Genomic DNA, 21,400 nt, shown 5'->3' with positions numbered 1-21,400 from the left:
TTCGTCATGAGAAGCGTCACAATAAACCCGATAATAAAACCAATGGTGAGAAGGGACATGAGAAAAACCGTACTGGTACAGGCGATCGCCTGCGCACTGCTGGGTAGCGCCGCGCACGCTGCCGTCAAGGTGGAAGACAAGACATTCAACACCGCCGCCAACATGCTGGCCTACACCGAATTCGAGCTCTCCGGCGAGCCGCTGGCCGAGGCCCTGGGTCTGGATCTGGACGTGCTCGACGCCAACCGCGCCGACGAGCCAACTCCGTTCGACTTCGCCGCCGGCATCGAATCTTACGAATACTCCGAAGAGGCGATGTACGCCCTCAACTACCAGTCCGGCATGGGCCCGCACCTGGTGAACGGGCCGCAGAACCTGGCCCGCGGCGGCACCCTGGCAGATCTCGGCAAGCGAGTGCTGGCCATGGCCGACGCCGTCGGCTTCCCGGCCGATGAAGTGCCCCAGGGCATGTATCCCCTCTCCTTCCCCTATGCCTCTGCCAATCCGGAGTTTGCCCAGGCCGTCAACACGACCCCGGTCAACGGCGACGAGATCATCATCAAGACCGCCAAGGGCAACGAGAAAACCGTCAAGACCCAGGTGCCGGCCTACTTCCGCGACTACGCCACCCTGCGCTGGAGCGGCAGCGACAACCTGCTGGTACCGGCTGCCGTGGGTGGCATCCTGCTCAAAGAGGTGATGTGGTCCCAGGACTTCCTCGGCGGCATGCATGTAGCCGAGAGCGATGAAGAGGTGGAGGCCGCCTCCGCCACCATGGATCAGGACGGCAAGCACAAGCTGGGGGTTTCCGCCGCCGATGGCTTCAATGGCATGATGCTGACTGAGCAATCCATCGACAAGCTGGCCATCTTGCAAAGCCAGCTCGGCTTTGATGGCAAAACCCTGGGCGCCAAGATCACCCCGCAATACGATCCGGCCAAGGGCGTGATTTACTTCCCCCATCAGGTGAAGGTGACCGAGACCAGCAAGAACGAAGTCGGTGCCATCGGCAAGCTGGAAGTGGTCGATGGTTCCGCCCAGCTGCGCGACGCCTGGATGATGCTGTGGCCGCTCTCCGAGTTCTACGCCTTCAGCGATCAGCGTAGCGCCAACACCAACCAGAACCCGACCTTCCACGCCGTGTTTGACGGTGCGCCGTTTGCCGCCGCGCCGGCTGCCAACAAGGCCAATGATCTGACCAAAGCCGTGGCAGGCGACGACGCCTTCTCCCTGGCCCTGAACCTCTCCAACCTGACCTTCAAGAACCTGGCCGCCCTGCACTTCGAGCCCAAGGCCGGCACCCTGGTCGACAGCTGGCAGAATGGCAAGCAGGCCAAGCACGTCACTACCTTCGACGCCGCCTACACCCTGGTCGCCCTGCAGATCTTCCAGCGCGCCCAGGACGCCCTGCCGGTGGGCTACGCCGCCGGCGACAATGGCGAGCTGAACCTCAAGACCCAGCAAGGGCAGGAGGCGCTCGCGCTTATCACCAAACAGGCCGACTTCATCCTCGCCAAACTTAAAGGCAGCAATGGTCTGGTGCACGACGGTCTGACCCTGGGTGGAACCGTTGACGCCGGCCAGTCTGTTGAGACCCAGTTTGCCGCCATTCGCGGCCTGACCGCCGCCTTCCTGGCGACTCAGGACGTGAAGTACCGCACCGCTGCGCGCGAGCTCTTCATCGCCACCGACAAGGCCTACTTCAACCAGAAGGCAGGTACCTGGCTTGCCGGCAAGCAGGGTGAATACACCCCCTGGATCCAGGCTGCCATCTCCGGCGCCCTGCGCTCTGCCATGCTGAACCTGCGCAACGAAGGGGCCGAGAAGGCGCCCGAACTGGAGCTGGCCAAGCTGACCACCCAGTACGTCAGCTGGTTCCGTGGCACCGTCAACGGCGGCATGCAGATGGCCGAGTGGATCGGTGACTCCGGTGAGAACATCATCGCCGGCGCCGGCAGCGATACCGATGAAGATGGCGTCCCGCAGGTCACCGCCGCCGGTGGCAAGCACGGCACCGCCATGGTGATGGCCGGCAAGGCCGCCATCAGCGAATAAGCCACAGGTCACATCATGCAAAAGGGAGCCTCAACGGCTCCCTTTTCATTATTACGTCGGCAAGGTACGGGCTTACGCCAGCTTCTCCAGCATTCCCTTGGTAACCAGCACTATGCCCTGTTCTGAGCGGTAGAAGCGACGGCTATCCTCGTCGGCATTCTCTCCCACCACCAGCCCATCGGGCAGCACACACCCCTTGTCCACCACCACCCGGCGCAAACGGCAGCCCGCCCCCACTTCCACCCCGGGGAAGATCACCGCCTGATCCAGGGTGCAGAAGGAGTGAACCCGCACATTGGTAAACAGCACAGAGTTGAGCACAAACGACCCGCTGACGATGGTTCCGCCGGAAAACATGGAGTTGATGGTCATGCCATGCTGGCCGTTTCGGTCCTGCACGAACTTGGCGGGCGGTGTCAGGGTCTGGCTGGTCCAGATGGGCCAGTTTTCGTCATAGATGTCGAGCTCCGGTACCACGGAGGCGAGATCCATGTTGGCCTCCCAGAAGGAGTCCAGGGTCCCCACATCACGCCAGTAAGGTTTCTGCCCCTCCTTGGCCCCGACACAGGACATGCTGAAGGGGTGGGCAAACGCCTTGCCCTCCCCCACGATGCGGGGAATGACGTCCATGCCAAAATCGTGCTTGGACTCTTGGTTGAGGATGTCCTCTTCCAGCAGCTGATAGAGATACTCCGCCTCGAAGATATAGATCCCCATGGATGCAAGGGACTTGTCTTCGCAGCCCGGCATGGCCGGCGGATTGGCGGGTTTCTCCACGAAGGCGCGGATCTTGCGCTGCTCGTCGATGTCCATGACGCCGAAGGCGGAGGCCTCCGAGCGGGGCACCTCGATACAGGCTACCGTCACCTTGGCGCCAAGGCGCACGTGATCGAGCAACATGGCGGCATAGTCCATCTTGTAGATGTGATCCCCCGCCAGCACCACTATGTACTTGGGACCATAGTCACGAATGATGTCGACGTTCTGATAGATGGCGTCGGCAGTACCGCGATACCAGTGCACCTCGTCCACCCGCTGCTGAGCGGGCAGCAAGTCGATAAACTCGTTCATCTGGTAGCGCAAAAAAGACCAACCCGATTGCAGGTGTCGCAGCAGGCTGTGGGATTTGTATTGCGTCACCACCCCCACCCGACGGATCCCCGAATTGATGCAGTTGGAAAGCACAAAATCGATGATCCGGAACTTTCCTCCGAAATACACCGCAGGCTTGGCCCGGTTGTCGGTCAGCTGCTTCAGGCGGCTGCCACGTCCTCCCGCCAGTACCAGCGCCATACTCTGATTCAACAACTGCCGTGCTTTGGCACTATTCCCTGGCTCTAACAACATGATTCACCTCTGCCTCGTTTGATCCATTTCGAATTCATCTTCGCCGGATTTCAAGCCCGTGAAAGTGGTTTCACTCACAATTTATTCAATCCCGAACGACACATTTGCACCAAGTTGCGAGGAACAGCATGGTTTGCCGAACGGGGTCGGTTAGAATCCCCAAGTGACCGCAGCCACCTCAAGGATGACAAGATGGTTCAAAAGCTTGGACGCTCCCTCTTTCTCATTGCCACCATAGTGAGCATACCCTTGCTGCTCCTGCAAGGGTTTTGGTTGGCACTTCAAAGCACACCGGTGACTCTAGTCATCATTTTGTCGACCACCCTGCTTGGCATGGGGCTGCTGTTGCTGCTGGCATTGCGCACCCTGACCGGCATGCAACAACACCAGGAGCTGGTCTGGGTCAAGGCACTCACGGAGCGGGACCCCGAACAGCTGGACGATCCCGCCTCCCGGGAAGCCCTGCAACAGTTACTGCTCCAGTTTGAGAGTGATTCGCAGCATGCCCATCGCCAGCTGACCGAGCTGAGCAATCTGGCCACCACGGATGAGCTGACCCAGTTGCTCAATCGCCACGCCTTTCGCCGTGACGTGACGGAGCTGCTGCAGCGGGATCAGGACACCCAGACCGCCACCCTGGTGCTGATCCGTGCCACCGAACTTGGCAAGATCAATACCCAGCGCGGCTTCCAGTCCGGTGATGCCTACATCAAGGACATGGCAAACCTCATCAAGCAGGTGGTGAGCCGCTTTCCGGGCAACCAGGTCTATCGCATCTCGGGGGCCGACTTTGCCGTACTGGTGCAACCCGTGGTCAATATTCCGCCTCACCTGCTGGGGCAGGATTTGAAGGTGGCCTTCGACAATTACCAGGAGCAGCACGAGCTGGAGAGTGCCGCCTACTCGGGCCTTACCCGGCTTAGCAGCGGCCAGAAGATCGAAACCGTGCTTGCCAGAGCCGATCTGGCGCTGGCGCGGGCCCAGACCGAAACCATCAATGGCTGGGCCATCCAGCATGAGGACAACATCACCGATCTGCAGGGCCAACACCACTGGCGCGAGGTGCTGGGGGAAGTGCTGGCCCAGGAGCGTCTCACCTTTACCTATCAACCCATCCAGCCTCTGCATCGCAGCATGATGGCCTACAACGAGATCTACACCCGCTTTTGCGGTAGCGATGGTACGGCCCTGCCGACAGACACCCTGTTTGCCATGGCCCAGCGGCTCGATATGGTGATGCGGCTGGAGCAACTGGTGATCGTCCACGTGATGCGCCAGTACCGGGCATTTGGCTCCAACCAGAGTCGCTGGGGGATCAACCTCTCACCCAATCTGCTGCAAAACAGCGCCCTGCTGATCTGGCTGGACAGGCAGCTGCTCAAGGATCCCAACACCAGCGCCAACCTGGTGTTCGAGCTGGACGAGGAGCATCTGGAGCGCAATCCGACCGGTGCCAAGCGGGTGTTCGAGCTGCTGCGCCGCAACGGCAGCCGCTCTGCCATCGCCAACTTTGGCAAGGGCATCGGCTCCTTCAGCCTGTTTCGCGAACTCAAACCCGATTACATCAAGCTCGATCCCGCTCTCATCACCGGGCTGGAGCAGGATCAGACCAACCAGCAGTTTGTGCGGATGATTGTCGACGTGTCACACCGGATGGGGTGCCAAGTGATCGCGGAAGGGGTGGAACAACTGGGCCAGAAGCAGCTGTTGCAAGGGATGTATGTGGATGGCCTGCAGGGTTATCTGATCGCCCGGCCGCAGCCTTTGCGACCGGATATCAGCCAGTTGGGCCTGTTCAGTGAGGATGCTTCAGCTTCAGAAGGGTCAGAATGATGTCGTTGAGCTGGCGGTAGCGCTCCAGCTCCTTCTGATCATAACGGGTCGCCAGGCTGGAGGGGTTATGGCGGTGCTTGAGGTACCGGTTGATCTGCAACCGGTTGAAACCCGCCACATGATAGACCTGGCCCAGCAGGGCATTGAGCTCCTCACTGGGTAGCCCGGCCCGGGCAAGATAGTCATCATCGGCCGGGCTCTCAATCTGATGACTCCACTTGCCGATGCGGCCGCTCTCCTGCAAATAGCTGAGCCACTGTTCGAGATGGAGGGGCTTGCATCCGGAGAGCAGGGTAAAGAAGCCCACTGCATCGCAGCGGCAATCACTCAGCAGCACCAGGGCCAGCTGATCGTCATCGCACTGGAACGTCACCGGCCCGGTCTGTGTCCAGTCCAGCGCCTGTATCCGGATGCTGGCCCGCTCACCCTCTATGCCTGTGACGTCGAACAAAAACATGGCTATCCCCCCCTGGCAAAAGGTTGATGATGGACCATCGCCTGCGCGGGTGCAAAGGCAAATCCCCCGTTGGCCCTCATTATGCCCACGGGATCATAAAAAAGACCGGCATCCTCGCGGATACCGGTCTCATCATTGCTTTGCTACGACACCGGATGTCGGCGTCGTCAATGGAGGCGCCTTCAGGCGTCCAGTTCAACCAGCGCCTTGGCCAGCTCGATGGGCTCCAGCTCCTGGCCTTCCAGATCGGCATTCCAGTTCGGGCCCACCAGCACATCGTCATCGTCCAGATCGTTGATCCAGATGTCGAGAAACTCTTCCAGGTCGATCACTTCCGGCTCATAGTCGGCCCACTCGTCCACACAGTGCAGACGGGCATCTTCCTCGGCGGACCAGAGCGGCATCACATCAGCATCTTCAAATTCGGCAGAGCGGCAGACCACCCAGTCTTCACCGTAGCGCAGACCCCAGACCTGACCCGACTCGCGGACTTGTTCAACAAACAGCTGGAAATTGGCGTCAAGATTGTCAGTTAATTTGCTCATGGGGCTCTCTCTTACAGGCGGCTGGCCAATACGGACCAAGAATGGGGCAGATGGTGTCGCAAAAGCCCCCCAGACTCAAGTCAAATCCCTAAAAAGACGGGGGATACCCCCATCAAGTACGATATCGCACCACCAGGGTACTCAACTCATCGCTGGTTTGCGACAAGGAGCCGGCCGCCTGACCGGTACGCCGGTTCTCCACCAGAGCCTCGCTGGCCAGTTGGGTAATGGCTGACAGGCGCTGGGTGATCTCCTCGGTCGAACTGCTCTGCTCACCGGCCGCTCCAGCAATTTCGCTGTTCATCGCCAATATGGTGCTCACCGCCTCGTCAATATTGCCGATGGCTCCTTCCGCATCCCCGGCTTTCTGTGCCGTCGAGCGCGACAGTCGCTGCAACTGTTCGATGCCGGTCGCCACCTTGCCGGCACCCTCCTGCAAGCGCTGGATCATCTGCCGGATCTCGTCGGTAGAGCTGTGAGTGCGAGTGGCCAGGGTACGCACCTCATCTGCCACCACCGCAAACCCCCTTCCCTGCTCACCGGCGCGGGCCGCCTCGATGGCCGCGTTGAGGGCCAGCAGATTGGTCTGCTCGGCCACCCCGCGGATCACGTCAAGCACGGAGCCAATCTGCTGCGAGTCCTGCTCAAGGCGGGCCACGGCCTGTACCGTCTCCTCCATCTCGTCCGCCAGCTGTCCTATGGTGGTGATGGTCTGGGCCACAATCTCGCGGCCATGCTGGGCCAGCTGGCGTGCCGATTCTGCCGCCTGGGCTGCTTGCTCGGCATTGAGGCCGATGGCGCGGCTGCTGCCGGTGATCTGCACCATGGCCGCCGCCACCCGCTGGGTGTCCTGTTCCTGATCGGTCACGATGGCACTGGTGCGTGCCACTACTTGCTCGAGCTGCCGGGCTGCATCCTTGTTGTGGCTGGTGATCTGCTGGGCACGACCGATCAGCTGGGCCATCTGGTTGGCAAACTGATTGAAATTGGCCGAAAGCAGGCTGAGTTCATCACGGCCGCTCTCGGGCAGGCGAAAACGCAGGTCCCCCTCTCCCCTAGCCATGTCACCCAGGGCAGACACCGACTGGGACAGGGGCATCACTATGCTGCGCCGGATCAGGGTCGCGGCCGCGAGCAGCAACACAGCCAGCAGGGCGCCTATGCCCATCAGGGTGCGCAGTACCTGCTGGTATTGCGCCTCCACATCATCCACATAGATGCCGGTGCCGATGATCCAGTCCCAAGGGGCAAACTGTTTGACGTAGGAGATCTTGCGCACCGGCTCGTCGACGCCGGGTTTGGGCCAGTAGTAGGCCACCTCACCGCTCCCGTTTTGCTGCTTGACCCGCTCGACGAAGGCGACGAACAGCTTGAGCCCCTGCTTGTCCTCCACCCCCGAGAGATCCTGACCATCGAGCTCGGGCTTCATGGGATGCATCACCATGGTGGGATGGCTGTCATTGATCCAGAAATAGTCGTTCTGGCCATAACGCAGTTTTTGCACGGCGGTCAGCGCCAGTACCTTGGCGTTCTGTTCGTCCAGCCTGCCTTGGCGCACCTGTTCTTCATAGCTGGCGACCAGGCTATAGGCCGTCTCCACCTGTGAACGTGCCTGGTTGCTCTTCTCCGCCATCAGCCCCTGGTAATAGACGCGCAGGCAAGCGAACAACAACAAACCCAGCACGGCGACCACCATCAACACCATCAGCATCAAGCGATGGCCAATACTCCATTGCCTCAACATACCGTCATCCTGACAAAATACATTTTGTTAACAAGGTATGCTGGCGGCTTCATCCATGTCCATGGTCATCACCAAACGACATCTAAAAACTTGATCCATCTCGAAAAAACAAAAGGCGCCTGATGGCGCCTTTGCATTCAATACGGTGGGAAGATCAACGCTCCCAGTACACCTCTTCCAGGCTGTCCTCTTTCTCCGGCAGACCGCGGGAGAGACGGGGGCTGCTCTGGGCCAGCACCTCGTAGCTGACCCGGTTGGCGTATTTGCACACCTGGGCCAGGGAGGAGTAGGTGAGGAACTCGGAGATGTGCTTGGCGGAGTTGGGCACGTTCATCCGGTGGTAGGAGTTGGCTACCATGTCGTGCAACACGGCGGAAAGGGCACCGTCCCCCGCACCGTTGGTGTTCTTGATCTTCTCCGGGCCACCCATGTAGGGGGAGATGTGGGAGTAGATCCGCATCGGCTTGCGGCATTTGCTGCGTGCCATCGGGCGGCTGAACTCATACATGTTGAACTCGGGGATCACCCCCGGCAGCAGGGTATGAGTGGTCTCGCGCTTGTAGTCCTCGTCGGTGTAGCTCGCCATGTAGAGGCCGATGGGGCCGGCGGTGCAGAGCACCATGTCAGCCCAGTCGAGGGCCTTGTCGGCGGCACCAAGGGGATCGGCGATGCCGGTCAGGGCCTCGCCCTCGTCCTCGTTCATCGCCAGCACGGTCACGTTCTCGGCGATGAATTCGCGCCACCACTGGGGATTCTCGTCGATGACGAAGCGGGTACCCAGGGTCAGTACCACGGGGATGTCGGCCTCACGGGCATAACGCACCGCCGTCATGGCTGCTTCCTTCATGGGGTCGCCATCGTCACCGCGTACCAGATAGGCAGTGATCACCAGAGCTGAGGCCCCCTTGATCACCTCTTCGGGGATGTGGCGCACGTCCAGCTGATTCATCTTGCCGGCATTGATGCCGAAGCTGCGCTCGCCACACTCGGTGATGAAGGTGAAGCAACGACCGATGGGGCCGTCCACCGGCTGCAGATAGTCGAGGTTGACGCGAGAAGAGGTGTTGCACAGATAACGGTAGGCATAGCAACCGATCCGGATATCCTGGCTCATTACCCCCAGCAGGATGGAGTGGGAGTCGGCCAGTACCGAGTAGTTGTGGACCGTGTTGCCGATGGTACCGCCGGCAAATTCGCTCACCACCATGTTGTTGGCCTTGAGCTCGTCGTAGATGCGCTCGGCCACCTCGTCGGTGATCACCACAGAGTGGCCCTTGCTCAGACCATAGCGAGCCAGAAAGTCATCATCCACATGGGCTTCGATGTCAACCAGGGTCTGATCGATACCCACGACATAGGCTTTGCCCAGTTCGGTGAGTTGGGCGCTTTGCGAGATCAGGGGATCACGGCGATCGACAGGGAAGTAGTGTTTGGACTTGCGCTGACCGGGAAATTTCATGGCAATGTTCTGTGCTCTGGGGAAAAGAGGGGCGGGATTTTAACACAATCAGCCGTCCCGAAAAGTCGCCCTGATTAAATTATGGGGTCAGTATAGACAAGGGCTGCAGGGGAAAACGTTTATTCTTCGCCCAACAAAAAACCACCTCGCCGGGAGGTGGTTTTTGTGTACCCAAGGAAGCTATTTTCAACTCGCCGACAGCAGCAGTGCCAGCACCGAAAAGAGTCCCAGGGACAGCCAGAACAGCAGGGTGCCAAACAACCGCGGCAGATTGGGGGCCTTGGGGATCTGCATGCCGATGGCATGGAGCACCCGACCCGCCAGCAGCATGCCGCCGCCAAGATGAAGCCACAAGGCCCCCGCCCCGGCCAGCTCGCAGAGGGCCATCAACAGCAGGGTCAAAGGAACATACTCGGCAAAATTGCCGTGGGTACGGATCGCCGCCAGGAGCTCTGGCGCCTCCCCTTCCCCTATCATCACCTTGAACTGGGCCCGGCGTTTGACCACCCAGAAGGAGAGCAGCAGAAACAATAGCCCCAGCAAGCCTGCATAGAGCAGGGTGATATGGATCATGCGATCGCTCCTCGTTGATACATCATACTGCCTACCCTCCTCACGCCAGCTCGCGACAGATGAGAGAGACCATCATGCGGATATGGGCCTGATCGCTGTTGAGGGCAGGAATATAGGCAAACTGTTCGCCACCGGCTTCCATGAAGGCCTCATGGTTTTGTACCTGGATCTCCTCCAGGGTTTCGAGACAGTCGGCGGCAAAGGCCGGACAGATCACATCGAGCCGCTTGATGCCGCGACCCGGCAGGCCGGCGACGGTTTCGTCCGTGTAGGGCTTGAGCCACTCCTCCTTGCCAAAACGGGACTGGAAGCTGGCCGTCCACTGCCCCTGCTCCAACCCGAGCGCCTCCGCCAGCAGGGCGGCCGTGGTGCGGCACTGCTGGCCGTAAGGGTCCCCTTCCTGCTCGTAGCGCTCGGGGATACCGTGGAAGGACATCAGTAGATGCTCCCCCTGACCGTGCTGCTCCCAGTGACGGCGCACGCTCATGGCCAGCGCCTGGATGTATTCCGGGTGAGCATGGTAATCACGAATGAGCCGCACCACCGGCAGGTTGCGCTCTTTTTTCATCGCCTTGGCCCAGGCATCGAACACGGAAGCCGTGGTGCTCACCGAATATTGCGGATAGAGCGGCAACAGGATCACCCGGTTGACCCCCTTGGCCTTGAGCGCCTGCCAGCCATCCGTCATGGAGGGCGAGCCATAGGTCATGGCCAGCTCCACCGGCACGTCCACCCCTTCCCGCTTGAGCTCCTGTTCCAGCGCGGTGCGCTGCTGCTGGCTGATGACCATCAGGGGTGAGCCCTGATCGGTCCACACCTGCTGGTACAACTTGGCCACCTTGGGCGAACGGGTCGGCAAGATGATGCAGTGAAGCAGCGGGCACCAGAGGTAGCGAGGCAGATCGACAACCCTGGGATCATGGAGAAACTGGCTCAGAAAAGCTTTGACGGCGGCGGTAGTGGGGGCGGCTGGGGTGCCCAGATTGACCAGCAAGATGCCTGTTTTCGTGGTCACATTGGCTTCCTGTCTATCTGTCGTGATGCAAAAAGGGCCCATCAGGGCCCTTCTCTTAAATTACCTGATGGTACAGGGTGTCATCGACCGGGCTCAGCCCAGGATGGCGGCGAGCTGCTGGCTCACCAGATCCACCGGCTGAGTGCCGTCGATCTTGACGTAACGGGTGTTGCCCGCTTCCGCTTCCTTGCCGTAGAAACCGATGAGCGGTGCAGTCTGCTGATGGTATACATCCAGACGCTTGCGCACTGTGGTCTCTTCATCGTCGGCACGGATCACCAGATCTTCGCCGGTCACGTCATCCTTGCCTTCCACTTTCGGCGGGTTGAACACCACGTGGTAGGTACGGCCGGAGCCGGAGTGAACGCGACGACCGCTCATGCGCTTGACGATCTCTTCGTCCGGTACGTCGAACTCCAGCACGAAATCAACGGACACACCGGCATCCTTCATGGCTTGCGCCTGGGGAATAGTGCGCGGGAAACCGTCCAACAGGAAGCCTTTGGCACAATCGGCCTGGGCGATACGCTCTTTGACCAGACCGATGATGATGTCGTCAGAGACCAGTTGACCTGCATCCATCACAGCCTTGGCTTTCAAGCCGAGCTCGGTGCCCGCCTTGATTGCGGCACGCAGCATGTCGCCAGTGGAGATCTGCGGAATACCGTGTTTTTCCATGATGAATTGAGCCTGGGTACCTTTGCCGGCGCCCGGAGCCCCCAACAGAACAATGCGCATACACGCTCCTATTGATTGGTTATTCAAATCTTGCGAAGGCAAAAAAGTACACGGTTTCGCCCGCTTCTACAAGGGTGCCCCGCCTGAATGAGTAATTAATCGCCTTAAAAATGCAGGGCATACGCCGCCAGGCTGAATCGTAGGCCAAAAGGTAAGTGATTAAACATTCACCATAGGTGCTGGATGGAGAGGAAAAAAACAGATAAAAAAATCCCGGCTAGGGGGCCGGGAATTGCGCTCAAAGAATACTACTTGTCGCTCGTAGTAGGAACGAGGCAATAGTAGTTGGCCCCCGTTGCGTCAACAACTGTCAGAAGTGACAGGGAGACCGCTATGAAACCGGAACTGGGGATCCGGCGAGCAGATAAGCTCGGCCTCCAGCCTGCCGAAAAAGGCCACCCGCTCGCTGATGTCCCCTCCTGCATAGAGTTCGGCCAGCGCCAGATAATCCTGATAGTGGCGCGCCTCGGAGCGCAGCAAGGAGACATAGAAGCGACCCAGCTCCTCATCCAGATGGGGGGCCAGCTTGGCGAAACGCTCGCAGGAACGGGCCTCTATGTAGGCGCCGATGATCATCTTGTCGACTATGGTGGCAGGCTCGTGGGTGCGCACATGTTGCATCAGGCTGCGGGCATAGCGGGAGGCGGTCACGGGGCCGTAGGGGATGTCGCGGGCCGCCATGATCTCCAGCACCTGCTCGAAGTGGTGCAGCTCCTCCTGAATGAGGCGCACCATGGGAAACAGCAGCGGATTGCGCGCCAGCTCCTCGAACACGGTGCGATCGGACTCCCCCATAGTACGTTTGCCGAGGATCTCCGCCTTCTCGGGGATGGCGTCCAGCTCGCGGTAGAATTCCAGCTTGGGCAGCAGGTGGCGCTTGCCCTTGGGCAGGCAGTAGCGGCGCACCAGGCTGTGAGCGGTGAGCGCAGCCTTGTTCTCGCAGTTGGCATGATCGATGAGCAGGGTCGGCAGGTGGGCGGGATCCCGCGCCATCTCCACCCACTCATCCGGGGTCTCACAGTGCAAAAACTGGCGCACGGGGGCTAGCAGATCATCCATCTGAACTCTCATCTGATCGGAAAACATGGCAGGCGCCTATGCTAGCGGATCCCGCCGTCACAGCCCACCCCTGCACGCATAAGCGCCGCTTTTTCAAACAGATATCCCCTGCCCTCCCAAGTTGCAGAAACAACAATGGGGGCCAGGGCCCCCATATCATGACATCCGGCAAAAGAGAAAACGTTTAACTGCCTTCGTTAAAAATTTCCAGGTTGCTGGTGCCTTCGTGCCACTCGCGTACCGCCTTGCTGTCATCGTTGCGCAGGGCGTTCAGGTGGTCCAGATAGGATTGATCCACGTCGGCGGTGACATAGTGGCCATTGAACACCGAGGTCTCGAAGTGGCGCAGCTCCGGGTTGATCTCCCGCACCGCGGCTTCCAGATCTTCCAGATCCTGGAAAATCAGACCGTCAGCGCCGATCAGGGCACACACCTCTTCCACTTCCCGACCGTGGGCGATCAGTTCGTTGGCGGTGGGCATGTCGATACCATAGACATTGGGGAAGCGGATCTCGGGGGCGGCGGAGGCAAAGTAGACCTTGGCGGCACCGGCTTCCCGCGCCATCTGGATAATCTGCTCCGAGGTGGTGCCCCGCACGATGGAATCATCCACCAGCAGCACCTTCTTGCCCTTGAACTCGGAGCTGATGGCGTTGAGCTTGCGACGCACCGACTTCTTGCGCTGGGTCTGGCCCGGCATGATGAAGGTACGACCAATATAGCGGTTCTTCACGAAGCCCTGACGGTACGGCAGATCCAGGGTGTGGGCGATCTCCAGCGCCACGTCGCAGGAGGTCTCGGGGATGGGGATGACCACATCGATATCGAGATCTTCCCACTCGCGGGCGATCTTCTGGCCCAGCTTGCGACCCATGTTGAGGCGGGCGGCGTAGACCGAGACCTTGTCGATGAAGGAGTCGGGACGGGCGAAGTAGACATATTCGAAGATGCAGGAGCTCATCTGCGGGTTGTCGGCGCACTGCTCGGAGAAGAGCTGACCCTGCTCGGTGATGTAGATGGCTTCGCCCGGGGCGACGTCACGCACGGTTTCAAAACCGATGGCGTCGAGCGCCACACTCTCGGAGGCGAGCATGTACTCCACCTGACCCTGTTCGTCCTGACGACGGCCGAGGATCAGCGGGCGGATACCGTTCGGGTCACGAAAACCGATGAGACCGTGGCCGATCACCAGGGAGACCACCGCATAGGCGCCACGGATCTGCTGATGGGTCTTGCGCACTGCGGCGAAGATGTCCGCCGGGGCCAGCGCCATCTTGTCACACAGATCCAGCTCGTGGGCCAGCACGTTCAGCAGCACTTCGGAATCCGAGGTGGTGTTGATGTGGCGACGGGCCACCTTGAACTGCTGCTCCTTGAGCTCCTTGGCATTGGTGAGGTTGCCGTTATGGGCCAGCACCATGCCGTAGGGGGAGTTCACATAGAAAGGTTGGGCTTCTGCCGCACTGGAGCTGCCTGCGGTGGGATATCTGACATGACCGATGCCGATGTTCCCTTGCAGACGCTGCATGTGGCGCACTTCAAACACGTCCTTCACCAGGCCATTGGCCTTGCGTTGCCGGAAGTTTCCACTGTCAATGGTTACGATCCCGGCGGCATCCTGTCCCCTGTGCTGCAACACCGTCAAGGCGTCGTAGAGGGCCTGATTGACCGGAGTGGTGCCTACTATACCGACAATACCACACATGTCTTTGCTACCTCGAAGTCACTATACCTGTTTAAGAAAACTCGATGAGTTCAGCATGAACCCGAAAAACCACTGGATGACCGGCTTGAACTCGGGCACCAGTTTGGAGGCCTGCCACCAGTCGCTCTGGGAGAGGCTGGTGAAGGTATCCATGAAAAAAAGCAGGGCACTGACAATCAGTACCCCGCGAATTGCACCGAAGCAGACCCCCAGCACCCGATCGGTACCCGAGAGGCCGGTCTTGTCCACCAGCAGGCCCACCACATAGTTCACCACGCTGCCGAGGATCAGGGTCGCCACGAACAGGGCGGCGATGGCCAGGCCGTTGCGCACCAGGGCATCGGAAAAGGAGGTGAAATAAACGGCGAGATCAGGATAGAAATGGCTGGCAATGAAGAAGGCGACAAACCAGGTGACGAGTGACATGGCTTCCTTGACGAAGCCGCGCACCAGGCTGATGAGGGCAGAGAAACCGACGATACCGACGATGGCGTAATCAATCCAGACCATAGAAAAAGATGTCCTGCGAAATTGCGGCGCAGTCTAACAAAAACGATTGCGCAATGCTTGATAAAATTGTGTTACATGTTCAAAGAAGCGCCGGTTGCGCAGATTTATTCACGATAAAAACGGTTGACCGGCGCCAAAATGCACAACGCCATGGCATGGCCATGGCGTTGTCGTTACCAGCGCGAACTTAACCTATGTGGGTCAGACCGCCCATGTAGGATTGCAGCGCTGCCGGGATGGCGATGCGACCATCTTCCTGCTGGTAGTTCTCGAGCACCGCCACCAGAGTACGGCCCACCGCAAGGCCGGAGCCGTTCAGGGTGTGGATCAGCTGCGGCTTGCCATCGACACGCACGCGAGCCTGCATGCGGCGCGCCTGGAAGTCGGTGCAGTTGGAGACGGAGGAGATCTCACGGTAGGTATTCTGGGCCGGCAGCCACACTTCCAGATCGTAAGTCTTGGCGGCGCAGAAACCCATGTCTCCGGTGGAAAGAGCCATCACGCGATACGGCAGCTCCAGCAGCTGCAACACCTTCTCGGCGTGGCCGACCATCTCTTCCAGTGCATCCCAGGATTTTTCCGGGTGAACCAGCTGGACCATCTCGACCTTGTCGAACTGGTGCATGCGGATGAGGCCGCGGGTGTCACGGCCGTAGGATCCCGCTTCGGAGCGGAAGCAGGGGCTGTGGGCGGTCATCTTGATGGGCAGTTCCTGCTCGTCGAAGATCTCGTCGCGGGCCATGTTGGTGAGCGGTACTTCGGAGGTCGGGATCAGGGAGAACTTGCGCACCTTGCCCTCGTCTTCCCCTTCCCCACCGATGCCGGTGTTGAACAGATCTTCGGAGAACTTGGGCAGCTGACCGGTGCCGTACAGGCTGTCCGGGTTGACCAGATAAGGCACGTAGCACTCGGTGTAACCGTGCTGCTGGGTGTGCAAGTCCAGCATGAACTGGGCCAGGGCGCGGTGCAGACGGGCAATCTGGCCCTTCATCACCACGAAACGGGCACCGGAGAGCTTGACGCCGTTCTTGAAGTCAACGCCCTTGGCCGCTTCACCCAGATCCACGTGATCGCGCACCGGGAAATCAAACTCGCGCGGGGTGCCCCAACGGCGCACTTCCACGTTGTCATTCTCGTCGCGACCGACCGGGGTGGTCTCGCTCGGCAGGTTGGGGATCATATCGGCGATGGTCTTGAGCTCGGCCAGCAGGGCCTCCAGCTCGACCTTGCTGGTTTCCAGCTCCTCATTGATCTTGGTCACTTCGGCCTTGAGGGGGGCAACATCTTCACCACGACGGGCAGCTTCACCGATGGATTTGGAGCGGGCGTTGCGCTCGGCCTGCAGCTCCTGGGTACGGGACTGCAGATCCTTGCGTTTCTCTTCCAGAGCATTGACAGCCGCTACGTCCAGAACGTAGCCACGTGTCGCCAGACGAGCGGCAGCTTCTTCAATGTCGCTGCGCAGATATTTGGGATCCAGCATGGTTTACCTACTTTTTTAAAATGGGATCTGAGCCTGGGTCATCATGACGGGCTTGGAAACAGATCCGGAAGTTAACATCGGTTGGCATACCCCAATCGTCTTCAGAATCGGACCCGGAGGATCGGGTCGTCGAAATCAGGAAGATGGCACCAGGCCAAGACAAACGGGGTCAGAGGGGCAGTGTAGCAGACCGCCCCCCTGCCCGAACAGGGACTATTTGCCTCGTTTTCGCGACGGATCACGCCAAGGGACCCAGATTATTCAAGGGGTTGGCCAATTTTCAGACAATATGCTCCCGCAGGGGTCAGGGGCGCCGTTTATTGGGACTCTGTCGGTCCAGATCATGGAGATAATCGAGCTTCTGGGCGATCTGCTTCTCAAGGCCGCGATCGGTGGGCTGATAGTACCGTTTGCCGGCAAGCTCGGGCGGGAAATACTCCTCGCCGGCGGCATAGGCACCGGGCTCGTCGTGGGCATAACGGTACTCGGCGCCATAGCCGAGCTCGCTCATCAGCCTGGTCGGGGCGTTGCGAAGGTGCACCGGCACCTCGAAATCGGGCAGATTCCTGGCATCCACCAGCGCCGCCTTCCAGGCGGTGTAGACCGCATTGCTCTTGGGCGCGCAGGCGAGGTAGACGATCGCCTGGGCGATGGCCCGCTCCCCTTCCGCCGGTCCCACGCGATGAAAACAATCCCAGGCGGACAGGGCCACCTGCATGGCGCGCGGATCGGCATTGCCCACGTCTTCCGAGGCAATCGCCAGCAGGCGGCGGGCGATGTAGAGGGGATCGCAACCGGCGCTCACCATGCGGGCATACCAGTAGAGGGCCGCATCGGGGGCCGAACCGCGAATCGATTTGTGCACCGCCGAGATGAGGTCATAGAAGTGGTCGCCCTTGTTGTCAAAGCGCGCTACGTGCTCCCCCACCACGGCGGCGAGCAGAGCGCTGTCGATCTGCTTGTGGCCGCCAGCGTCCTGTTCGGCCATGTCGGCCAACAGCTCCAGATAGTTCAGGGACTTGCGCCCGTCCCCATCCACAGCCTTGGCCAGTGCCTCCTTCACCCCGGGGGCGAAGGTGAGCGCCGGATCATTGAGGCCACGGGGATCCGTCATCGCCTGATCGATCATGGCGAGGATGTCATCCTCTTCAAGCCTTTTGAGCAGATAGACCCGGGCCCGGGAGAGCAGCGCGTTGTTGAGCTCGAACGAGGGGTTTTCGGTGGTGGCACCGATGAAGGTGATGGTGCCATCTTCGATATGGGGCAGGAACACATCCTGCTGGCTCTTGTTGAAGCGATGCACCTCATCCACAAACAGGATGGTACGCACCCCGCGCCAGCTGTTTTCTTTGGCCTTGTCGATGGCGGCGCGGATCTCCTTGATGCCGGAGGTGACGGCCGAAACCCGCTCCACCTCGGCCTGGCAGTAGTGGGCTACCAGTTCGGCCAGCGTGGTCTTGCCAGTCCCAGGCGGCCCCCACAGGATCATGGAGTGGCAGTGGCCCGCCAGGATCGCCTTGCGCAGGGGCTTGTCGGGCCCGAGGATATGCTGTTGGCCGATATACTGGTCAAGGTTTTGCGGCCGCATCCGGGCCGCCAGCGGACGAAAATCCGACGAGAAATCCAGCGACAGATTGCTCATCAGCGTTGATCGTCCAGCTCGACCCCCTTCGGGATCTTGAACACGAACTCGTTGCCCTTGAGCACCGGCTTACGGTTGAAGCTGCTCAAAGTGAACTCGCTCCACTGCCCCTGTGCCTCTTTCACGTCGAAGCGGCTGATGTTGTCCTGCCGATCGAAGGTAACGCGGAAGGAGGCGATCAGCTCATCCTGGTTGCGGCTGGTGACGGTATAGACATCCCCCTGCCGGGTCACGTCATAGTTCTTCCAGAATTTGTCGTCATTGCCCGCGATCAGGATGAAGGGGGTATTGAGCACCGCATCTTGCAATTTAAGGGCGGTGACCTGCTCGACGAAGGGGTCATAGACCCACACATCCTTGCCGTCAGCCACGATCAGGCTCTCGTCCGGTGAGGTGGTGTGCCAGTTGAAGCGATTGGGGCGCTGCACCAGCAGGGTACCGCTGGCCTTTTGCAGCTCCTTGCCCTTGCTGTCGTAGACGGTCTGGGCAAACTTGGCGGAGAAGAGGCTCACCCCCGCCAGTTTCTGCTTGAGATCGCTGGCCGCATCGGCCCACGCCTGGCTGCTGGCCACCAGCAGCACGGTTCCCATCAACAGTTGTTTTTTCATCAGGCTTTTCATAAGACGCTCTCGATAAAAGGCCACGCCCGGTGAGGGCATGGCCAGGATAGTAGGATGAGACTCAATCACGCACCGGCGGTGGCGCCAACACGTCGCGCTGGCCATTGCCACCCGGCGAACTGACGATGCCCTGGTTCTCCATCTGCTCGATGAGACGGGCCGCCCGGTTGTAACCAATCTTGAACTTGCGCTGCACGCTGGAGGTGGAACCGCGGCGGGATTCCACCACGAAGGCCACCGCCTCGTCGAACAGGGGATCGAGCTCTTCGTCGCCACCACCGCCATATTCGCCGCTGCCACCTTCGCCGCCCGACTCTCCGGAGAGGATCTCGTCGATATAATCCGGCTCGCCGCGCAGTTTCCAGTCCGCCACCACCTTGTGTACCTCGTGGTCATCAACGAAAGCGCCGTGAACACGGGTCGGGTTGGAGGTACCGGCCGGCATGTAGAGCATGTCGCCCATGCCGAGCAGGGATTCGGCGCCCCCCTGATCCAGGATGGTACGCGAATCGATCTTGCTCGATACCTGGAACGAGATGCGGGTCGGAATGTTGGCCTTGATAAGACCGGTGATCACATCCACCGACGGACGCTGGGTCGCGAGGATGAGGTGAATACCGGCCGCCCGCGCCTTCTGGGCGATACGGGCAATGAGCTCTTCCACCTTCTTGCCGACGATCATCATCATGTCGGCAAACTCGTCCACCACCACCACAATATGGGGCAGTTTTTCAAGCTCGGGCGGGGTTTCGTCCATGGAGTCACCCGGGCGCCACAGCGGATCCAGCAGGGGATCGCCCGCCTCGATGGCCGCCAGTACCTTGTCGTTGTAACCCTTGAGGTTGCGCACCCCGACCGCCGACATCAGCTTGTAGCGACGCTCCATCTCGCCCACGCACCAGCGCAGGGCATTGGCGGCGTCCTTCATATCGGTGACCACCTCGGTCAACAGATGGGGAATGCCTTCGTAGACCGACAGTTCCAGCATCTTGGGGTCGATCATGATGAAACGCAGATCTTCAGGCGATGACTTGTAGAGCATGGAGATGATCATGGTGTTCACCCCCACCGATTTACCCGAGCCGGTGGTACCGGCCACCAGCAAGTGCGGCATCTTGGCAAGGTTCACCACCACGGGGGAGCCGGCGATGTCCTGGCCAAGGCCCATGGTCAACGGATTGTGGCTGTCGCGGAAGGCTTCGCAATCGAGGGTCTCGCGCAGGTAGACGGTCTGGCGTACCCGGTTGGGCAGCTCGATCCCTACATAGGTCTTGCCCGGGATCACCTCCACCACCCGCACGCTGCTGGCCGACAGAGAGCGGGCCAGATCGCGGGACAGGTTGGTGATCTTGCTCGCCTTCATGCCAGGGGCCAGATCCAGCTCGAAGCGGGTAATGACGGGGCCCGGATAGACGCCGACCACCTTGGCCTGCACGTTGTAGTCGGCGAGTTTCGCCTCCACCAGACGCCCCATGCGCTCCAGCTCGTCCTTGCTCATCATCTGGGTTCTGGCCGGGGGACGGTCCAGCAGCTCGAGACTCGGCAGTGGCGGCAGGTTGGCCTGCACGCGGCGCTTGGGTTTACCGGGCGTGGCGGCAACCGGCGCGGCCGGCTCCTCGTCATCCCCTTCCGCCCAGGGCAGGTCGAGATCATCATCGCCATCGGCCATTGCCAGCGCGGGCTGACGACGGGCATTGGCGGCGACACTGCGCTTGGGCTTGGGTGCAGGTTCATCTTCATCATCAAACCGGGGTTCGAACTCGAAGGTGTCGTCATCGAGCTCCGGCAGCCACTCCTCCTGTGACGCCTTCTGGTTTTTCCCCTTGGGACGGCGACCCCAGTTGCTGTGCGGCTCGGCGTCGTCCTCCTCATCAAAGGCGATGTTGCCAACATTCCCTTCCAGCAGGGGATCCGGCCCCTCGTTGCGAGGCTGGCGCCAGCCGCCGGTCAACCAGCGACCCAGGGTCGTCGGGAAGTGATAGATGGCGCCGACCGACCCAGTGCAGGTGGCACCGATCCGCTCTACGATGGTGAGCCAGGACCAGCCGGTAAACAGGGTAATGCCGGTCGCCACGAAACAGAGCAACAGCAGGTTGGCCCCGACGCCGCCAAACAGCGGCACCACGGCGGTAGCGATCACATCCCCCACCAGACCACCGGCGGAGAAATTCTGCATGTCATTGAAATTCATGCTGGCAATGGCCGACATGCCGAGCACGGTGAGGATGAAACCTATGACTCGCACCCCCAGGGTGAGGTAATCCACATCGAGCAGACGACTCGGGCGCCACAACAGGCTCCAGCCCAGCAGCACAACCAGAGGAGGAACCAGGTAGGAAAAGGCCCCGAAGGTGAACATGGTGATATCGGCCAGCCAGGCCCCGGCGCTACCGGCGAGGTTTTTCACCTCCCCTTGCCAGGAGGTTTGGGACCAGCCGGGATCGGCAGGGTGGTAGGACAACAGGGCAAGCAGAAGATAGGCAGCCATCAGGGTGATGGCGATCAAGACGGCTTCGAAGATCCGTTGTGTACCTGATAAAGGAGTAAACAGCTTTTTATCGGCCAAACTCCGGCTCCTTTCTGAAAACATGTAATGCAGGAAATAAGGGGGGCTA

17 protein-coding genes are annotated in these 21,400 nt (G+C 60.2%); 2 read left to right on the top strand and 15 right to left on the bottom strand.

What is annotated here, in order from left to right:
• Nucleotides 1-57 precede the first annotated feature (57 nt).
• Complete coding sequence (locus I6L37_RS14280; protein WP_216992179.1) at nt 58-2,055, top strand: hypothetical protein; 1,998 nt, start codon at nt 58-60, stop codon at nt 2,053-2,055.
• A 72-nt stretch (nt 2,056-2,127) separates the two neighbouring features.
• Here the strand turns inward: I6L37_RS14280 and glgC are convergent, their stop codons facing one another.
• Nucleotides 2,128-3,402, bottom strand: coding sequence for a glucose-1-phosphate adenylyltransferase (gene glgC / locus I6L37_RS14275; RefSeq protein WP_216992178.1), 1,275 nt, complete (start codon nt 3,400-3,402; stop codon nt 2,128-2,130).
• 192 nt (nt 3,403-3,594) lie between these two features.
• Between glgC and I6L37_RS14270 the strand changes: the two genes are divergently transcribed.
• Nucleotides 3,595-5,235: an EAL domain-containing protein gene (locus tag I6L37_RS14270; RefSeq protein WP_042029203.1), complete on the top strand. Its 1,641-nt coding sequence runs from the start codon at nt 3,595-3,597 to the stop codon at nt 5,233-5,235.
• On the opposite strand, the gene I6L37_RS14265 is transcribed toward I6L37_RS14270, so the two are convergent.
• The 14 genes from I6L37_RS14265 to I6L37_RS14200 form a co-directional block, all read right to left on the bottom strand.
• Nucleotides 5,198-5,692, bottom strand: coding sequence for a hypothetical protein (locus I6L37_RS14265; RefSeq protein ID WP_216992177.1), 495 nt, complete (start codon nt 5,690-5,692; stop codon nt 5,198-5,200). The genes I6L37_RS14270 and I6L37_RS14265 overlap by 38 nt on opposite strands.
• A 182-nt stretch (nt 5,693-5,874) precedes the next feature.
• Complete coding sequence (locus I6L37_RS14260) at nt 5,875-6,237, bottom strand: DUF2750 domain-containing protein (RefSeq protein WP_026456412.1); 363 nt, start codon at nt 6,235-6,237, stop codon at nt 5,875-5,877.
• A gap of 112 nt (nt 6,238-6,349) precedes the next feature.
• Nucleotides 6,350-7,981 (bottom strand): methyl-accepting chemotaxis protein, encoded by a 1,632-nt coding sequence (locus I6L37_RS14255; RefSeq protein ID WP_042069605.1) that lies wholly within the window; start codon nt 7,979-7,981, stop codon nt 6,350-6,352.
• Between the two features lie 154 nt (nt 7,982-8,135).
• Nucleotides 8,136-9,440, bottom strand: a complete 1,305-nt coding sequence (locus tag I6L37_RS14250; protein WP_026456414.1) for an inosine/guanosine kinase — start codon at nt 9,438-9,440, stop codon at nt 8,136-8,138.
• A 186-nt stretch (nt 9,441-9,626) separates the two neighbouring features.
• Nucleotides 9,627-10,013: an MAPEG family protein gene (locus tag I6L37_RS14245; protein WP_042029207.1), complete on the bottom strand. Its 387-nt coding sequence runs from the start codon at nt 10,011-10,013 to the stop codon at nt 9,627-9,629.
• Between the two features lie 40 nt (nt 10,014-10,053).
• Entirely contained in the window at nt 10,054-11,028 is a 975-nt protein-coding gene (gene hemH, locus I6L37_RS14240) for a ferrochelatase (protein WP_216992176.1), read from the bottom strand.
• Between the two features lie 93 nt (nt 11,029-11,121).
• Nucleotides 11,122-11,766: an adenylate kinase gene (adk, locus tag I6L37_RS14235; RefSeq protein WP_042029209.1), complete on the bottom strand. Its 645-nt coding sequence runs from the start codon at nt 11,764-11,766 to the stop codon at nt 11,122-11,124.
• A 300-nt stretch (nt 11,767-12,066) separates the two neighbouring features.
• Nucleotides 12,067-12,825 carry a tRNA-(ms[2]io[6]A)-hydroxylase gene (locus I6L37_RS14230; protein WP_216992175.1) on the bottom strand — a complete coding sequence of 253 codons (759 nt, stop codon included), beginning with the start codon at nt 12,823-12,825 and terminating at the stop codon, nt 12,067-12,069.
• A 184-nt stretch (nt 12,826-13,009) separates the two neighbouring features.
• Nucleotides 13,010-14,530, bottom strand: a complete 1,521-nt coding sequence (purF, locus tag I6L37_RS14225) for an amidophosphoribosyltransferase (RefSeq protein ID WP_042029210.1) — start codon at nt 14,528-14,530, stop codon at nt 13,010-13,012.
• 21 nt (nt 14,531-14,551) lie between these two features.
• Nucleotides 14,552-15,040: a CvpA family protein gene (locus I6L37_RS14220; RefSeq protein WP_042069609.1), complete on the bottom strand. Its 489-nt coding sequence runs from the start codon at nt 15,038-15,040 to the stop codon at nt 14,552-14,554.
• A 187-nt stretch (nt 15,041-15,227) separates the two neighbouring features.
• Nucleotides 15,228-16,523 carry a serine--tRNA ligase gene (gene serS, locus I6L37_RS14215; protein WP_216992174.1) on the bottom strand — a complete coding sequence of 432 codons (1,296 nt, stop codon included), beginning with the start codon at nt 16,521-16,523 and terminating at the stop codon, nt 15,228-15,230.
• A 304-nt stretch (nt 16,524-16,827) separates the two neighbouring features.
• Nucleotides 16,828-18,165: a replication-associated recombination protein A gene (locus tag I6L37_RS14210; RefSeq protein ID WP_042029213.1), complete on the bottom strand. Its 1,338-nt coding sequence runs from the start codon at nt 18,163-18,165 to the stop codon at nt 16,828-16,830.
• Nucleotides 18,165-18,773 (bottom strand): outer membrane lipoprotein chaperone LolA, encoded by a 609-nt coding sequence (gene lolA / locus I6L37_RS14205; RefSeq protein ID WP_042029278.1) that lies wholly within the window; start codon nt 18,771-18,773, stop codon nt 18,165-18,167. Before lolA ends, I6L37_RS14210 begins: the two co-directional genes overlap by 1 nt.
• Before the next feature lie 73 nt (nt 18,774-18,846).
• A complete protein-coding gene (locus I6L37_RS14200) occupies nt 18,847-21,351 on the bottom strand; it encodes a DNA translocase FtsK (RefSeq protein WP_216992173.1) in 2,505 nt (834 codons plus the stop codon).
• Between the last annotated feature and the right edge of the window lie 49 nt (nt 21,352-21,400).

The organism is Aeromonas sp. FDAARGOS 1407, from assembly GCF_019048725.1.
In the GTDB taxonomy this organism is placed as follows: Bacteria; Pseudomonadota; Gammaproteobacteria; order Enterobacterales; family Aeromonadaceae; genus Aeromonas; species Aeromonas enteropelogenes.
The sequence above is the reverse complement of the archived record's forward strand: the minus strand, read 5'-3'. Positions and strand labels throughout refer to the sequence as shown.

Bases quoted from the DNA above. Each gene is read 5' to 3' on its own strand.
- I6L37_RS14230 (WP_216992175.1), bottom strand. From the start codon at position 12,825: ATGGATGATCTGCTAGCCCCCGTGCGCCAGTTTTTGCACTGTGAGACC.
- I6L37_RS14265 (WP_216992177.1), bottom strand. From the start codon at position 5,692: ATGTTTTTGTTCGACGTCACAGGCATAGAGGGTGAGCGGGCCAGCATC.
- I6L37_RS14280 (WP_216992179.1), top strand. From the start codon at position 58: ATGAGAAAAACCGTACTGGTACAGGCGATCGCCTGCGCACTGCTGGGT.
- I6L37_RS14210 (WP_042029213.1), bottom strand. From the start codon at position 18,165: ATGAGCAATCTGTCGCTGGATTTCTCGTCGGATTTTCGTCCGCTGGCG.
- I6L37_RS14245 (WP_042029207.1), bottom strand. From the start codon at position 10,013: ATGATCCATATCACCCTGCTCTATGCAGGCTTGCTGGGGCTATTGTTT.
- I6L37_RS14250 (WP_026456414.1), bottom strand. From the start codon at position 9,440: ATGAAATTTCCCGGTCAGCGCAAGTCCAAACACTACTTCCCTGTCGAT.
- I6L37_RS14270 (WP_042029203.1), top strand. From the start codon at position 3,595: ATGGTTCAAAAGCTTGGACGCTCCCTCTTTCTCATTGCCACCATAGTG.
- I6L37_RS14255 (WP_042069605.1), bottom strand. From the start codon at position 7,981: ATGTTGAGGCAATGGAGTATTGGCCATCGCTTGATGCTGATGGTGTTG.
- serS (WP_216992174.1), bottom strand. From the start codon at position 16,523: ATGCTGGATCCCAAATATCTGCGCAGCGACATTGAAGAAGCTGCCGCT.
- glgC (WP_216992178.1), bottom strand. From the start codon at position 3,402: ATGTTGTTAGAGCCAGGGAATAGTGCCAAAGCACGGCAGTTGTTGAAT.
- I6L37_RS14220 (WP_042069609.1), bottom strand. From the start codon at position 15,040: ATGGTCTGGATTGATTACGCCATCGTCGGTATCGTCGGTTTCTCTGCC.
- lolA (WP_042029278.1), bottom strand. From the start codon at position 18,773: ATGAAAAAACAACTGTTGATGGGAACCGTGCTGCTGGTGGCCAGCAGC.
- adk (WP_042029209.1), bottom strand. From the start codon at position 11,766: ATGCGCATTGTTCTGTTGGGGGCTCCGGGCGCCGGCAAAGGTACCCAG.
- purF (WP_042029210.1), bottom strand. From the start codon at position 14,530: ATGTGTGGTATTGTCGGTATAGTAGGCACCACTCCGGTCAATCAGGCC.
- I6L37_RS14260 (WP_026456412.1), bottom strand. From the start codon at position 6,237: ATGAGCAAATTAACTGACAATCTTGACGCCAATTTCCAGCTGTTTGTT.